The organism is Chitinophaga sp. 9-1-y (genome assembly GCF_059511905.2).
Genome location: NZ_CM197955.1, coordinates 1407864 through 1424374, shown reverse-complemented (window position 1 = coordinate 1424374; position 16511 = coordinate 1407864). Strand labels below are relative to the sequence as shown.

Sequence of the window (16511 nt, the reverse complement as noted above, 5' to 3'; positions counted from 1 at the left end):
ATATCTCCTGTGAGCGTTTTAATTAAGCTTCCAGTCCATGTACCAACGTCATGGTGCAATTACCTGTAGATCCCCATCGAATGGCCTTTAACGGCTGGTATTCGGGATCATTGTAACATTGCAGCGCGGCTGCTTCCGAAGGAAACTTAATAATGGCATTCATTCTTTTTACCCCTCCTTCTACGGGTATTGCTTCCAAATCGGCTGCCAATACTTCTGCTCCATATTTTTGGAGTAAGATGATGACCGGGGGGCCATATTGTCCATATGCTTCCATATCGGTAATGTCGTAGCTGTTGACATAATAAACTGGCATAAACTTATTTTTTTACCTTAAAAGATATATTCCGGCGGTGTAATCCCATTGCTGCGCAGGTATACTGTGGCTTGTCCACGGTGGTGGGTTACATGATCAATAGTGGCATAAAAGCCGGCGATCACTGGCTCCGACAAGGTGCTGCTATCAATGCTTTTTTGCAGCGCAGCAAAAGCCTGCTCCAGGTAGGCCATGGTAGCTTCTTTACCAATAGTTGCTGCCGGTGGGTTCCAGTCGGCAGCCTGTTGCCGGATATAATTCTCTTCCCACCAGCCTATGCCATAGCCAATATGGTGTAATAATTCGCCGAATGTCCATACTTCCGGAACGGGTTTAAAGTCAAATTTTTCTGCCGGCATCGCCGCGGCTACGCTAAGGGTATAATCTCTCGCATTGCCCAGTGTGGTTAATAATTGTGCTTTCATAATACTCAATTTGATAAGCCAAAATTAACTGGCTTATCTTCCTTGTATTTAAGGAAAATTGCTGTTTTTATGAACGCATTGCAGCCGGAGATTTCCCAAACCGTTTTTTATAGGCCGCAGAAAAATGTTCGAGGCTATTGAAGCCGGTAGAGAAAGCAACATCGGTAACAGGAAGGCTGGTATTACAAAGTTGTAGTTGCGCTTCTTTCAGTCGCACTTGTAACATATAGTTATATGGCGCCGTGGAGGTTATCTGTTTAAACAGCCGGTTAAAATGAAAGGGGCTCAAATTGCCGATGGCAGCTAATTGTGATAAGCTGATATCGTCTGCATAATTTTCGTTGATAAACGCTTTTACGTTTTCAATCACCGGCAAATAATTACGTTTCTGCTTATCATTCAGTACTGGTAAAGGCAACTGCGGGCTGCCTGCCGCTAATATCAGCAAAAAGAGCGATGTCATGAGTTGTTCTGCGCTCAACTGGCTGTAACGGGGTTGTTGTAATAAAGTAAATATTCTCTGATGCAGTAGTTCCATTTCCGGCGTTGCTTTCACGAGAATGGATTGTATATCCGGGTTATCAAAAAACCAGGAAAACGTGTGGGCATAGGGCATCAGGCTGGCAGCGCTTTCAGCGCTAAAGGAAAAAATGGTGCATTGATCCGGGATATCGTGTACATGTGCTACCTGGTGTTCATAACCAGGTTTACAAAGCAGGAACAAGCCGCTGTAAGCATCTAAATCATTTCTGAATACTTTGAACCGGAAATTACCTTTACGGATATAGGCCATAGAAAAAGTAGCCTGGTATTCCTTTGCTGATACCGTGCATTCCCGGCACTGGCATAAAAAATTATGTACCGTGCAGATAGGTGACTGAAAGAGGGTTTGAATATCCGCCTGCATATGTATAAAGTTAGTCTTTGTAGTTGAATAAAGACCAAATTTAACCCGGCGTAGTGACAGCCCTATGTCAGGAGCGGTGATCCGTTAATATTATGGCACGGCCGGCAGCTTACTCATATCTATCTTCTCCTTTCCAAAACCTAACGTTACGCCAAACATGGCCAGTATACGCGATTTATCGAGGCCAAAGTCGTTTCCAAATGCGCCGTTGATATACAGGTCCTTAGCTACGCGGTAGTTAACAAAGCCCACCACCCGCTGCGATTTCAGGTGATCGCCTACCGTATAATTCCGGTAAACAGCTTCCATTCCCAGGCTCAGGGGATCGAATTCGAAAGACAAGCGGGCACCTACATCCACGCTGTTGGCGGGGGTAATGCTGCCATTGGCCAGGGCATAGGCATCATACATATACCGGGTATAAGCTGCCACGCTGAAATAGTTGATATTGGCGGCGCCCGGACGTTGACTATTCAATGGTGTATTGAGTGCCACTGTACTCCAGATGCCTGCTCTTCCAGCTTTCCAGGCGGTATCGGCGATGCCGTAGGTGGCATATGCACCTGCTACTTCCCATTGGAAAAGTGGCTTCTCGGTGAGTTGATTTTTTACCCGGTTCATTAAAGCGGTTAAGGCCTCGTTTTTCCGGGCAGTATATTCCCGGAAGATGCGGGCAATAGTGGCGGTATCTTCCTGTTGCACGGCCCGGCTGTAAGCCGGATCTGCGTTAACGGCGTTCAGTATATCGGCTTGTTGTTGTTGGGTAAGGGTATCTACCGTTGCCTGCAGACGGGCTGCATAGCCACGCCGGTATGCGCGGAGTACGGTACTGCGAAACCCTATGGAGAATACCTTCTGCGAGGTGCTGACGGTATCAGGAATCATGTCTTTCTTAATGAACGCAATGGAAATCGTGGAAAATTTCAGGGCGGAGAATGGCTGTGTTTTCCACACTTCTTTGGAAGTACCCGTTTGCTGCCGTGTAATGCCGATAAAGCGGAAGACATCCCGTTTTTTTGGGAGTGCCCACCAGTAAGGGGTAAACTGTGCTGCATAATTTTGCGGCCAGCCGTCGCCACTAAAGTTTTGCAGCACACTGAGTCCGAAAGCTTTGGGGGTAGCGGGTGATTCTATAAGTGTTGGAGAGATATCTACCAACTTAAATGCGCTGGAAGCGGGCACACTGAGCTTTTCAGCGGGAACTTCCTGTGCCAGTACATGCTGTCCCATCAGCAATAATAACAGCAGGGCGAACAAACGGGTCAATGGCTGCATGGTTAGTCCAGTTTTACAGTAATCAATAAATAAATAGTGGTGAAATCGCCACTGGCATTGATGATTTGATCCGGGGTGGTCAATGCTTTGTGGCCGTCTGCGCCGTTATCAAATATATAGCGGGCGCCTATCTTTCCAAATTCAATTTTCCGGGTGGCCAGGTCTTCCCAAAATAATTCTATTTTGGTGACCACATGCACACTTTTACCCTGCAAGGCAGCTGCCTGCCCCAGCGCCAGCTGTGGAATGTCGCCGGTTGCATCGGATACACCAGCGGGCACGGGAAATTTAGTGCCATCAGGGAGTAACATAAATACCCTTGTCCATGCAAATCCATTTGTAGTAATGTCAACCGCCAGCTTAATCTGCTGATCGCCATTTCCGGCCGCATAGTGAGTCATAGGATGATTGATTAAAGCATGATTTAAATTCCGGTAAGGCATACTCCCGGTGGCATTTCGCATAGGTTGATACTTGCCGGGCGTATAGGTTAATGTCAATGCAAAATAATAAAGGGAATTGACATAAAAAAAGCGAAAAGCATAAAGGCGAAAGCAAAAAGCTATTGTAGCGAATGGACCAAAGCGAATAAAATATCCGCAACCGTCAATCGTTACAATAGCTTTTTGCTTTCGCCTTTATGCTTTCCGCTCCAGCACTACGCCTTTGTTTGCGGGAAAATTGCGCGGAGCGCAGGGATACGCAGGTAAAGGCTCACCCATATCAGGACACCGAAAACGATGGGGAAGTAATAAGGGGCATTTACGCGCGACATAATTGCCACAGCGCCACCCAGGTAGCAGCTCAGGAAAACCGCGCCCAACACAGCAGTACGGGGTATTGCATATAACAGGGTGCAGAGCAGCAGTACAATGCCTAAGCCTTGTACCTGTGATTCAGGCCAGCCCAGTTCAACGCTGCCTTTTACAGATACTGCTGCATTAACTGCTTTCATTCCACCATCTACCAGGAGGAACAGCAGGCAGAGAATAGTGATCACCCAACCGGTGATATTAGCGCTTTTTGAAGGTGTTACGGGTTTCATATAAATTGTTTGCGTTTCCATATAAGTTGATTTTTTTGTTTGATTGATGATACAAACTTAGGCTGATTCCGGATTACAGGTCGTGGTCGAATCCGACATTCTTAATGGCCGATTGCGACAAATGCAGAACACCTTACCTTTGCACCATGGATTATTTCAAAAAGCAGCTTGATTTACTCAAATTAGAACGGGAAACGGACCGACAATCTTATCAGCAAATGACCGCTACCTCTTCTGTGGCAGAGCGCCGGGCAAACGGACTTACCTGGTATCCGATTGCCATCCGGGGGTCTGAAATGAGCCGGGGGGATTATCTGACCGTAGAAGTAGAACGCACCACTCACCAGGATATTCCGCATCAGCTGCGCTTTGGCGCCTCCGCCATGTTATTCTCCAACCATGATCCTAAAGAAGATCACCTGGAAGGTACTATTTCCTACCAGGGTGGCAACCGCCTGAAAATCACCCTGCGCACCGACGAGCTGCCGGAATGGGCCAATGATGGCAAGCTGGGAATCGATGTATTGTTTGATGATAACAGCTATGATGAAATGCAAAACGCCCTTAAACAGGCAGACGCATTACAGGATAAATCACCGGAAGGTAAACTGATCAAAATATTAACCGGCTCACAAAGGCCCTCTTTTCATACAGAACTGCCTCCCTATGTGAATCCCCGGCTAAATGCCTCCCAGCAAGCCGCCGTCACAAATATATTACGTGCCAACGACCTGGCTATTGTACACGGACCTCCCGGCACCGGTAAAACAACCACCCTGGTACAGGCTATTAAAGCGTTGATTCAACAGGATCGTCAGCAGATATTAGTAGTGGCTCCCAGCAATACAGCCGTGGATTTGCTCAGCGAAAAGCTGTCGGATGAAGGATTGAATGTGCTCCGCGTAGGTAATCCGGCCCGCGTGTCGGAGCGACTCAGCTCCCTGACGCTGGATAGCAAAGTAGCTGAACATAGCAGTATCAAAGAAATCAAACGGCTGAAAAAGCAAGCCAATGAATTCCGCGATATGGCCCATAAATACAAACGCAATTTCGGCAAAGCAGAAAGAGAACAACGCAAAGCCTTGTTCGACGAAGCCCGCAAAATCATGAAAGAAGTGGGCAACACCGAACAATATATTATAGACGATGTGATTGCCAAAGCACAGGTCATTACCGCCACCCTGGTAGGCGCCAATCACTACACCGTCAAAAATCTGCAATATCATACCGTGGTCATAGATGAAGCAGGACAAGCCCTGGAACCTGCCTGCTGGATTCCCATCCTGAAAGCACAAAAAGTAGTGCTGGCAGGTGATCATTGTCAGCTCTCCCCTACTATTAAATCGGAGGAAGCCGCGAGAAAAGGGCTAAGTACTACCCTGCTGGAAAAGTGTACACTATTGTATCCGGAAGCGGTAACGCTGCTGGAGGAACAATATCGCATGCACGAAACCATTATGGGATATTCCTCCGGTATCTTTTACGGAGACAGGTTAAAGGCACATGCTTCAGTAGCGCATCATTTGTTGTTTTCCGCCGATAGTCCTTTGGCATTTGTAGATACCGCCGGCTGCGGGTTTGATGAAAAATCAGAAGGTACCAGCACCACTAACCCGGAAGAAGCGGCTTTCTTATTCAAGCACCTGGCTATGCTGGTGACCGAACTAAGTACACATTACCAGCCGAAAGACTTTCCTACAGTGGCAGTTATATCTCCCTATAAACAACAAATACAACTTTTAAAAGAACAACTGCTGCATACACCGGCCCTACTGCCTTATGCAGATAAAATTTCCGTTAATACGATAGATAGTTTCCAGGGACAGGAACGCGATATTGTATATATCAGCATGACGCGTAGCAATACAGAAAATAAGATCGGATTTTTATCTGATACGCGGCGCATGAATGTGGCGATGACAAGGGCGCGTAAAAAGCTGGTGGTCATTGGTGACAGCGGAACCCTTTCCCAGCTGGACTTTTACGCCGGTTTTATCAGCTACGCGGAAAATAAAAATGCTTACCAGAGCGCATGGGAATTTATGGATATGTAGCAGCGATATTCATTTCTTCCATGAGTTGCTTATTAAATTCCGATGCTTGCTCAAACATCGGGAAATGGCCGGCGGCTTCTATCCATCGCAGTTTAATTTCCGGCCGGATGATCTTCAGTTCATAGGTATAAAAAGCCAGGGCATCCTGTCTGCCGGAAATAATTGTAACAGGCCCCTTGTACTGGTGCAGGTTTTTACTCAGGTCGAAATGTATCCGTCTGAGGTCATTTACCATCAGCTGCTGCATCACCAGGTTGGATTTTGCTACATTTATTTTTTTCAACATACTATCAATCTGCGATTTGTCATAGATATAGGACAGTCGTATGGTATTGAAATAAAGCTTCATTTCCTTGTTGGTCCCCTTTCCCGTATCCAGTATCTTTTCCAGCGAATCTATTAAATGTGCATCTGTAGCAGACAAGCGGCTGCGCAGATTATGCGTGTGTGCAATCATCAGTTCCGTCGAATATTTATAATATCCCGGATCTACCAGTACGAGGGCGCTTACCTTATCCGGGTAATTGGCAGCAAAGCTCATGGCTAACATGGCGCCCCATGAATGCCCATAAAATACTGCCTTCTTCAGGTGCAGGTGTTCCAGCAGGCGGCGTAAATCCTTCATTGCTGCGTCGAGGTTGATCGTGGTAGAATCAAAAGGAACCGGAACAGACAGGCCGGTGCCTCTTTGTTCCAACAAAATACTGTGGTATTTTTTACTGAGCGTAATGGCTACCTCTTCTTGCTGCAGGCAGGAATTTCCAGGGCCGCCGGATAAAATAATGACGGGTGTGCCGGTGCCATAGGAGTGAAAATAAAGGTACCCATTCTGGTAATTGATCGAGTCCAGTTGCTGCGTATGGGCCGTAAAGGCGCATAACAACAGCATGGTTAACAACAGGGGAAATCTCATAAACAAGCAGGTTGAAAAAGTTACTATTAAAGTACAACAAATCCCGGACTACAGCAACTTATTTACCGCTACCACTACCAGTAACAACTCACAGTTGGTGAGTAAATCGCGTTTAAGCAAACGGATGGCTTTACTCATGTGTTTTTCTACCATACTAACGGATATAGACATACGAAAAGAGATATCGCGGTAGGATAATCCTTCTTCCCGGTGTAGCAGGTATACCTGCCGGCAATTATCCGGCAACTGTGCAATGGCGGTATCGAGGGCCTGTAGCGGAGCACGGGAGTTTTCTGCCGGCGTGGTGAGCAACTGTTCTACTTCTTCCTGTACGGTTTCCAGCCAGGCAGTATCTTCTTTCATGCGTTTGCGTATCACATCAATGAGCTGGTGACGGGCAATGGTTTTAAGCAGGGGCAACGCAGCTTCTACGTCATAGATGGTATCCATACGTTCCCAGACCTTGAGGTAGCATTGCTGCATGAGGTCTTTGAGCAAATGAGTATCCCGGGTATAATGATGCAGGTAATTATACAGCCTGTTGCGGGAGGCATGATATAACCGGTTAAAGATTAGTTCCTTGTCATACGTAGCAGTATCAGACATAGCGGTACAAATATAGGGGGCCGTTGAGCGAAATGCGATATTACCAAATTGTTAATTGATGCTTTTCCGGGAATTCTGCGTTGAGGTAATCTTCATTTTTCACGTGCTGATAGTAGTACGTAAAACTATTGGCATATGATAGATTCTCATACCTGGCAAAGATATATCGACAATATCTGTACCGCAGCAGAGCGCAAAGCCGTATTAGCGTGGCTGCAAGCGCAGGACGAGCAGGAGTTGGATACGCTGTTGGAACAGGAATGGGCGGTATCACCACCGCCTATGCCGGCAGATATAGCCTGTATGCTGGACCAGGATCTGGCGCACTTACTGCAGCCGGCCCGTCGACGCTCCTTATTTTACTTAAAATGGGTAGCTGCGGCGTGTGTGACAGTACTTGCCGGCAGCCTGTTGTGGTTACAACGGCCTGTAAAATCTGGTATTGTGGTAGCTTCCCGGCAAATTTCCAACACCTCCGGTCATGTACGTAAAGTGACCCTGCCTGATGGCAGTGGGTTGTGGCTGACACCCGGATCAGTACTTAGTGTTCCGGATGATTATAATGTAATGACCAGGGAGGTAATACTTTCGGGAGAAGCCTACTTCGAGGTGGCGCCACAAGCCGCTCCTTTCCAGGTGAATGCAGGCGGGTTGCGGGCTACCGTATTAGGCACTCATTTTAATGTAGAAGCCTACCCGGGAGAAACCACCACCGGCATTGCGTTGTCTTCCGGAAAAATTGCCGTGCAGTTATCACTGTACAACCGTCCGGATAGCACCCTGGTGCTCACGCCCGGGCTGAAACTCTCCTATAAAAAATCAACACAAAGCTTTAGCACCAAACGTTTTTCTCCTGATAAAGAAACCGCCTGGAAGCAGGGGGCATTGGTACTGGAAGATGTGCCGCTGCAGGCGGCATTTAACCGTTTGGGAAGCCGGTATCACAAAACGATACTTGTCTCCACAGATGCCCTTAAAACCGCCCGCTTTACGGCTACTTATAGCCAGCAAACATTAACAAGCATACTCGATAACATGGCCTTCATTTATGGGTTCCGCTACCGGGAAACACGTGACTCCGTCATCATTCACTAATTCATAAAAAATGTCCCGCCTGGCAGCGGGACATCAAAAACAATTGTTTTTAAAGTTTACGTATGAACAAATTTAGACAAACCAAAGCAAACCTGCCCAAAAGAAAATGGTGGCAGGCCTGGTGCCTGTGCTGGTTGCTGATGACGGGGTATGCAAATGCACAGTTGCCGGCGATGAACCAACCGGTGACACTCACACTCAGCAACACCAACCTGGCTACGGTGATGGCAGAAATAGATCGTCAGAGTGATTATAACTTCTCTTACAACCCTACCTCCCTGGGCGCTGTAAAGCTGAGTGTACAATGGAAAGCTGTACCACTGAAAAATGTGCTCAACGAATTAACTAAAACCTATGGCATTTCCTACCAGCTCACCGGCAACACGGTGGCCATAAAAGCCGGGCCCAACACTCCAAAAAATGGAGGCAATGGTAATATACATGGGCGTATAGTAGATTTTGAAACGGCGACTCCCCTCCCTGGTGCTACCGTACAGCTACAGGGCACGTCGTTTGGCGCCATTACCGATAGTAAAGGTTATTATCAGCTAACCAATGTTCCCGTAAATGCCTATACGATGTTGGTCACTTTTGTGGGCTATCAGCGCAGCACCATAGCACGGGTACAGGTAGAAAAAGATAAAGCCGTTAGCTACGACGTAAAAATGCAGACAGGTGGCGCACTCAAGGAAGTGGTGGTGGGTAGTGGTCCCCGCAAAGTGAGAGCCGTAACGCACAGTACCGAACAACAACTGTTGCAGGAAATCAAACAAGCCACCGGCGTGGTATCCGGCATATCCAGTGAATTGATTAGCAAAACTGCCGATCGTAACGCAGCGGAAATCGTAAAGCGCATTGCTGGTATCACAGTAGTAGATGACCGCTTTATAGTAGTTAGGGGAATGAATGAAAGATATAACCTTACCTATCTGAATGGTAACGTAGCTCCCTCTACGGAGTTATACACCAAAGCATTTGCCTACGACCTGCTGCCCAGCAGTGTGATTGATAAAATACTGGTGTATAAATCGCCCGTAGCGGACCTGGTGGGTGAATACGGCGGTGCAGCGGTGAAGATATTCACCAAAAATGCGATGCCTGTGAAGCATTTTGATATAGGTGCGCAAGTGGCATACCGGGAAAACGCCAGCATGACGAACGTGAATAGTTACAATGGTGGCAAGCTTGATTTTCTGGGTATTGATGATGGTACACGTAAGCTACCGTCTTTTTCACCGGGCGTTTTTCAGAGTAATCACCGGGTAGACGGGCTGTCTCAATCCGGATGGCTGAAAGGGTTTTCTCCTACCCTTTCTTCCGGTGAAAGATATATCCTCCCGGATATGCAGTTGTTTGCCAATTATTACAACAGTTGGCATATCGGTAAAGCAAAACTGTATGACCTTACCTCTGTCACATATACTAAAGAAACTACTGCCAACAAAGTATACCGGCAAACCGGCAATACGGATGCCTACAACCTGAGTGACATATTAGGCCAGACCAATGGTACTGCCAACAAAATTACCCATACGGAACAAACAACAGAAACCGGCAAGGTGAACATATTGGAAAACCTGACCTTAAAGCTGAACGACCGGCATCAGCTATCCCTGTTAAACTTTTTTGTCAATGATGGAAAACGATTCACCAGCAATACTGAGTCCAGGCTCAATTCTGTACCATACTACCTGGAAAGGGGGAATGGCTTGTTCAAAAAAGACCAGGTACTTTCTTTCCAGCAACGGATGCTTTATTCCGGGAATATAAACGGCGTCCATGCACTGGACAAGCAGCGTCGTCATGAGCTGACCTGGAATCTGGGGTATACCCATGATCTGCAAAATGTACCGGATATGCGCCTCATACATTTTAGTGGTTCTATGCCGCTGACTATTGATTCCAACCTCTGGTTCTCTACCGGATCCAATGGAGATGCCAATATGACCAAAGCCGGAATGCTGGCCCGCTTATATGTCAAAAATTTGGAACAGGTATATAACGGATCAATAGATTATACCTTTCATCTGCATCCCGATTTTTATATCAAAACCGGCGGTTATCAATTGTTTAAAACCAGACAGGCGGGTCGGCGAACTTTTCGTGTAAACCGGGCCGGACTTCAGCCGGATGAACTGGAAGTTCAAAATGGTTCCACCGATTACCTGAAATGGTGGACCGGGTATGACGTCAACAATATTAATTCGCTTAACTATCGTCCCGGAGATCTTCCCAAACTATGGAGCAGTCAATTCTTTCCAGACGATAATACCGGGCTGGCAGTATATGACGCCACCTCCCCCGTAGATGCCTATACTGCAAGTGAACAATATAATTCCTTCTACCTGATGGGCGATTGGAAAACAGCGCATAACCGGCTTACCATAAATGCAGGATTAAGGGGAGAATACGACCGGCAAAGGCTTTCCGGTGCCAAAGAAGGTGCCACCGGTCATCAAACTATTGAGTTTGTGTCTGTAGATCATAAAAAAACAGTACTCCTGCCATCGCTTAATATTGGCTACCGGCCCGACAGCAACTTTGTCATCCGCACCAGCTACGGCCGCACTGTTAACCGGCCGGATTTCCGTGAGATCAGTCCATTTAATGATTTTGACTATCAGCGAAACGAAAGAATACAAGGTAAACCCCGTGTAGTCACTGCAGTTATTGATAACTATGACCTCCGGGCAGAATTATATCCACGCAATGCCAATGAAGTGATTAATGTCGGCGTATTTTATAAACACCTGCAACATCCTATTGAAAAAATGCGGGAAGAAGCCACCAACAATGAATACAACGATGGTTGGAGCTACACCAACATTAGCTACGACAACTCCGTAAGCGCGGAAATTTACGGTGTAGAAGCCGAAATTAAGAAGAGCCTGTCTTTTATTCGTGGTAATCTTTTCCGTCACCTTTCCGTAGTGCTGAATGGTTCTTATATTAAAAGCACTACAGAAAGACGAAAAGCCCGCGGCGACAATGCCCCAGATACTGCGCATAAAGCAGGAGGACCGCTGCAGGGGCAGGCACCCTACATCGCCAATGCCGGTTTATTTTATGAAAACATTGCCACCGGCACCAAAGTGGGGCTGGTATACAACGTAAGTGGCCCGAATATCTATGCGAAAAGCACACGTACCATAGCAGATTCCAGTGCAATCGACACCTATTATCGCGCCGACCTGTTACAATTGCCCATGCACCTGCTCGACTTATCCATTACCCAACGATTGATTAAGTCGCTGCAACTAAAACTGAGTGTACAAAACATCCTCGATCAGAGCTATCAGATAGTGGAAGATAACAATTTCAATCAGCGCTATAATCAAGAGGAGCAACATGTTCTTCCCGATGGCCGCCGGTACTACAAAGGCGATAATATCTATACAAAATACAAACCAGGCCGGTACATCCTGTTACAGTTTACCTATTCATTCTAAAAACCTGCTATAAAGCACAAATGCATATAACATGAGAAAGTATCCTATTTACTGGCAGGCGGTTCTACTATTCCTTACTTTTTCAGGAAGTGCCTGTAATAAAGAGGTCACCACACCAGAAGAAGTGGCAGAAGGACAGATAAGTTTTTACTTCGCCTCCACCGCTATATTTAATGGTGCCAGTGCGCCTGGCTCCAAAGGATATAAGGTATTGATCGACAGCCGGGATAGTACTTATGAACTGCCGGAGCTCTACTATCAGTCCCTTTATCCATATATCATTTCTCCGGATAAGGACCGGCCCATTTACCCCAACTCTATTTCTGAGTGGGTGAAGTTAATGCGGTTATCTGCCGGTACACACCAGCTATACCTGGTGGATACCGCCCATCGCATACTGGACAGTGCCAGGGTAACGCTTCCTCCCACCGTTCCGGCGATGATATTCCTGGGAGATAGTATCGGGCATTTCCGCCATATCATCGCAGGGGATCCTTATACTGCTGTGGCTGGAAAAATCGGGCTAAGAATTATTAACCTCAGTGCATTCACCGGGCCGGTATTTGTAACCATCAATAAAGAAATACCCACCACCCTGCCAGCCTCTACGTCCTTCATGGATCATACCGGGTTTATACCGGTAGATTTTCCGGCATCAGCGGCTGTCAATATAAAGGTTTTTCAACCGGGTGATACTACACAGTTCCTCGCACGTGTTAATTCCAATATGATGCCCGGCCACGCCTATACGTTGCTGATAAATGGCTATACAGATGCTGCTCCCCGTACCTATGTGGATCCCCTTACGGGAAGAACAATAACGGTGAACAGCAATTTCTCTCTTACTCTTTTTAAAAATTTCTAGGTGATGAAAAAAGTTTGGCTACTTTCCATACGGCTATGTCTCTACACAGTATTGGCTGCCGGTTTATTAGCTGGTTGTAAAAAGGTAGATGATCATGCTACCATAGTGTTGTCGCAGCCCTGGCTATCAGATAGCTATACACAGATGAGTGGATCCAGGCTAACGCCTGTTACCTGGACATATCCCACCAGTCTTGTGGTGGGTGATACGGTGATGCTTATCGGAAACCTGTTTCCTTACCGGCCAGGTACACAGATAATGATTGGGGATGTGCCGGTAAAGATTATTGATACTGCACAATACACCCCTAACTTTACGACTTATACACCACAGCTCAAATTGGATGGTGTACGATTCATTGTCACCAAAGAAATGGGTATAGGAAAAAACAGGCCGGTTACCATTACCGCCAATGGTATTACGATTCATGGTAATCCTGTTTCCATTAATTTCCTGAATGGAAATCTTTCCCGTACGGATACAACGCTGTGGGTGGACCGACTGGCACAATGGCTGCCTGATAACGTATCAGATTATCTACCCAATGGTTATTTACTTGTACGTTCCATCCATAACGACAAAGATGGGAACATGTATTTTGATAACAAATTTTCCGTCCAGGCAGTAACTAACGGTACCGCACATACGCTGATAAAAGCCGGTGATCATCTGCAGGACGATAAGGGCAGCAATTTTACCATCAAACAAATACTGGGCAGTACCGTCACTTTTGATGGAGACGCTGTTTATTTCTCCGCAGAAGTATTGGATAACAAAACAGATGAAGCAACAAAATATATATTCCGGCTTTGCAAAATGAATCTGGCCTCCAAAAGCATCACCACAATCAACCGCACCCTGGTAGCTAATGGTACTGCTGACAGTGAAGACGGGAGTCCGTTCCAGGGGAATGTTGCCTCGTTAAAAGTAGTGGCTATTAACCTTACCACGGACATTAACAATAATCTTTATTATGCCAACGTGTATGCGCCCGGCAGCTCCTGGGATGATCATAGTTACTGGTACAACGTTGGCATCAGCATAGGTACCACAGATGCAGATTTTACCAGCGGCATTATACTCATTTGCCGATTGGATGTGAATGGCAAAGTGCATGGATTAATGAGTGCTGATTATAGCTATCCATCTACCGGATTCCCGGTATCCGCTCCTACTTACACCGCTGACCCTTCCGGCAAATATTTGTATGGATACTATACCAATGATTTATTACGATTTCAGCTATTGCAATATGATATTATGGAAGATGAAAATGGAGGTCTGCTTAAAACTTACAATTTCCCATACAGCTTCCATTCCTACGAAAGTGATCCTGCCTACAAGAAAACGCAGGACGTGGGCTTTATTGTTGATCCTGCTTCTCCGGAGTTGTGTAGCATGTTGCAATTTGCTGATGGTACCATATTAGCATCATCGAATGCCTCCCTTGGTAATTATAACATCATCACCAAAAGCGCTTATTGCTATGCCGGCACTGAAATTGGCCTGGGTGGAAACGCCCCCCAGCCCGCGCAAAATCAAACAACGGGTTCGGCAAAGTGGGTCAATTTTTCAGGTATTACGCTGATAGGCCAGGATAAGACAGGCGCCGTATACTACTGTAAAGGTATCAGGGACTATACCGGCGGAGTTATTTTTTACAAATTACATCCTAAGAAAAACTAATATCTTTTCAATCACAGGTCCTTCCGGTTATCACCGGGAGGGCTTTTTAATTTCCGGAAAGCGGTATCTTGTGTTTTCTTTCTCTTAATTGTGATATCATGATACCGATTAGCCAGCTGCTTCTTTTTGCCTTCACGGCATTGCTTATGGTGTTAGTGCCTGGGCCGAATATGGTTTACCTGATTTCCCGGTCGGTAACACAGGGTCGAAAAGCAGGATTTATTTCCCTTTGTGGGGTAGCTTGTGGGTTCCTGTTTCACATTACCCTGGTATCTTTTGGCTTAACGGCCGTGTTAATGGCAGTTCCTTATGCCTATACGGTGCTTAAACTAACCGGTAGTGCCTATCTCCTGTACCTGGCCTGGCAAACGCTTAAACCGGGTGGGAAAAGCCTGTTTGATACCGACCGGCAGCTAGAAGCGGATAAGCCATTAAAATTATTCAGCATGGGTTTATTCACTAATATGTTGAATCCAAAGGTAGCGGTGTTTTATTTGTCTTTTTTCCCACAGTTTATTAAGCCGGAATACGGATCTGTGCTGGCGCAAAGCTTTCTGCTGGGGCTTACACAGATTACCGTCAGCTTCACAGTCAATTTTTTCATTATATCTTCAGCTGCGGGCGTAACGCGTTGGTTTGCCGCCAATCCGAAATGGGTACGTATGCAAAAGTGGCTAATGGGCGGTGTTTTCGGTGGTTTAGCCATCAAAATGGCGCTGGACAAGGGCAAATAAAAGCTTGGCTACCGCCCAAAAAAAGCGTAACTTTGCGGACTTTTTCGGGGAAGATAAATGGTAGCCTGCTCATAGTGATCAGCCTGTTTATTTTTTGAACAAAGACATTATGAGTAAAATAGTTGATTACCGGAAGTTGCTGGGTGTTACCAAAACTACGGAAGTAAAAGAATTGAAAACCATCTACAGGAACTTAATGAAGGAGTGGCATCCTGATAAATTTGAGGGACTGGAAGAAGAGAAAAAACTGGAAGCTGAAGTAAAAAGTAAAGAGCTGATCGAAGCTTATCACTTCCTGGTGAGCATTGCACCGGAAACAATTGCAGCAGCACTTCCCCAGTATACAGAAACTATCTCTGCTTCTACCATTGTAGATTTCAGTTATTCCAAACAAACCTTACAATTGCACTTCCAGGATGGCAGCAGCTATGAATACCTGGAGGTTCCAAAAGCAATATATGTGAAGCTGATTAACTCAGATACACCGGGCAGATTCTGCCGCAGACACGTGTACCATGAGTTTGTATATCGTAAGGTAAGCAAAGCCATGGAGGTTTAAAACCTTAGCAGCACAGGGTTTCAGCGAACTATCATTTTAAGTACGCTGATTTTTTTTCAGGATTTTTTGAAAAAAATTTGGTGAAATGCTTTGTCTGCTTATCTTTGCAACCCCTGACACGATATCAGTTGCCCAGATGGCGAAATTGGTAGACGCACTGTGTTCAGGTCGCAGCGCCTGCAAGGGTGTGCTGGTTCGAATCCAGTTCTGGGCACTAAAGGCTTGTAAGTTATTGACTTACAAGCCTTTTTTAATTCTACAACCCTGTCAATTTTCGCGCTTTCTCCACAATTACCGACCTGCAGGTAACGCGCCGAAACACTGGAATGCTGGCGGTATACTATCACTTCAGGTGCATTGAAAAAACATCTCACAAAAGTTGAAGAAGCAATGTTTGAAAGCGCCCAATGTTATACGATTTCAGCAAATTTCATCTCACCGGAATATCAGTACCCACAATACTTCCAGATGACTTACAAAGAGTTTTCTTACACGCCCCTTTACACTGTTTGGGAAACGTTTGTAGAAACGAAGCAAACAAGATGCTGACACTGTTTACCATGACGTATTTATTGTGCTACA

General features: G+C 46.1%; 15 protein-coding genes and 1 tRNA gene. 8 read left to right on the top strand and 8 right to left on the bottom strand.

From position 1 onward, the window contains the following. Window positions 1-22: 22 nt before the first annotated feature. The 6 genes from AC5ZC7_RS05640 to AC5ZC7_RS05615 form a co-directional block, all read right to left on the bottom strand. On the bottom strand, window positions 23-316 hold the full coding sequence (locus tag AC5ZC7_RS05640) for a DUF1330 domain-containing protein (protein ID WP_496160569.1): 294 nt from the start codon (window positions 314-316) through the stop codon (window positions 23-25). A gap of 17 nt (window positions 317-333) precedes the next feature. Next, window positions 334-741 carry a DinB family protein gene (locus tag AC5ZC7_RS05635; protein WP_496160570.1) on the bottom strand — a complete coding sequence of 136 codons (408 nt, stop codon included), beginning with the start codon at window positions 739-741 and terminating at the stop codon, window positions 334-336. A gap of 67 nt (window positions 742-808) precedes the next feature. Next, entirely contained in the window at window positions 809-1648 is an 840-nt protein-coding gene (locus AC5ZC7_RS05630) for a helix-turn-helix domain-containing protein (RefSeq protein ID WP_496160571.1), read from the bottom strand. A 90-nt stretch (window positions 1649-1738) separates the two neighbouring features. After that, window positions 1739-2923: a hypothetical protein gene (locus AC5ZC7_RS05625; RefSeq protein ID WP_496160572.1), complete on the bottom strand. Its 1185-nt coding sequence runs from the start codon at window positions 2921-2923 to the stop codon at window positions 1739-1741. Window positions 2924-2925: 2 nt separating this feature from the next. Then, the gene (locus AC5ZC7_RS05620) at window positions 2926-3324 is read right to left on the bottom strand and encodes a hypothetical protein (protein WP_496160573.1); all 399 of its coding nucleotides are present in this window, start codon (window positions 3322-3324) and stop codon (window positions 2926-2928) included. Between the two features lie 257 nt (window positions 3325-3581). Then, window positions 3582-3989: a DoxX family protein gene (locus tag AC5ZC7_RS05615; RefSeq protein WP_496160574.1), complete on the bottom strand. Its 408-nt coding sequence runs from the start codon at window positions 3987-3989 to the stop codon at window positions 3582-3584. 125 nt (window positions 3990-4114) lie between these two features. Between AC5ZC7_RS05615 and AC5ZC7_RS05610 the strand changes: the two genes are divergently transcribed. Beyond that, window positions 4115-6022: an AAA domain-containing protein gene (locus AC5ZC7_RS05610; protein WP_496160575.1), complete on the top strand. Its 1908-nt coding sequence runs from the start codon at window positions 4115-4117 to the stop codon at window positions 6020-6022. Here AC5ZC7_RS05610 and AC5ZC7_RS05605 read toward each other — a convergent pair. Continuing rightward, window positions 6009-6935 carry an alpha/beta fold hydrolase gene (locus AC5ZC7_RS05605; RefSeq protein WP_496160576.1) on the bottom strand — a complete coding sequence of 309 codons (927 nt, stop codon included), beginning with the start codon at window positions 6933-6935 and terminating at the stop codon, window positions 6009-6011. The two genes, AC5ZC7_RS05610 and AC5ZC7_RS05605, sit on opposite strands and share 14 nt — an antisense overlap. Before the next feature lie 48 nt (window positions 6936-6983). Beyond that, window positions 6984-7541, bottom strand: coding sequence for a sigma-70 family RNA polymerase sigma factor (locus AC5ZC7_RS05600; protein WP_496160577.1), 558 nt, complete (start codon window positions 7539-7541; stop codon window positions 6984-6986). Between the two features lie 135 nt (window positions 7542-7676). Here AC5ZC7_RS05600 and AC5ZC7_RS05595 point away from each other — a divergent pair, with 135 nt between their 5' ends. From AC5ZC7_RS05595 to AC5ZC7_RS05565, 7 genes are all read left to right on the top strand, one after another. After that, a complete protein-coding gene (locus AC5ZC7_RS05595; RefSeq protein WP_496160578.1) occupies window positions 7677-8636 on the top strand; it encodes a FecR domain-containing protein in 960 nt (319 codons plus the stop codon). A gap of 62 nt (window positions 8637-8698) precedes the next feature. Then, the gene (locus AC5ZC7_RS05590) at window positions 8699-12085 is read left to right on the top strand and encodes a TonB-dependent receptor domain-containing protein (protein ID WP_496160579.1); all 3387 of its coding nucleotides are present in this window, start codon (window positions 8699-8701) and stop codon (window positions 12083-12085) included. Between the two features lie 31 nt (window positions 12086-12116). Continuing rightward, the gene (locus AC5ZC7_RS05585) at window positions 12117-12950 is read left to right on the top strand and encodes a hypothetical protein (protein ID WP_496160580.1); all 834 of its coding nucleotides are present in this window, start codon (window positions 12117-12119) and stop codon (window positions 12948-12950) included. Between the two features lie 3 nt (window positions 12951-12953). Further along, window positions 12954-14636: a hypothetical protein gene (locus AC5ZC7_RS05580; RefSeq protein ID WP_496160581.1), complete on the top strand. Its 1683-nt coding sequence runs from the start codon at window positions 12954-12956 to the stop codon at window positions 14634-14636. Between the two features lie 98 nt (window positions 14637-14734). Beyond that, the gene (locus AC5ZC7_RS05575) at window positions 14735-15370 is read left to right on the top strand and encodes a LysE family transporter (protein WP_496160582.1); all 636 of its coding nucleotides are present in this window, start codon (window positions 14735-14737) and stop codon (window positions 15368-15370) included. A 109-nt stretch (window positions 15371-15479) separates the two neighbouring features. Then, window positions 15480-15929: a KTSC domain-containing protein gene (locus tag AC5ZC7_RS05570; RefSeq protein ID WP_477078379.1), complete on the top strand. Its 450-nt coding sequence runs from the start codon at window positions 15480-15482 to the stop codon at window positions 15927-15929. 130 nt (window positions 15930-16059) lie between these two features. Continuing rightward, window positions 16060-16143 (top strand) — tRNA-Leu (locus AC5ZC7_RS05565). Window positions 16144-16511 lie beyond the last annotated feature (368 nt).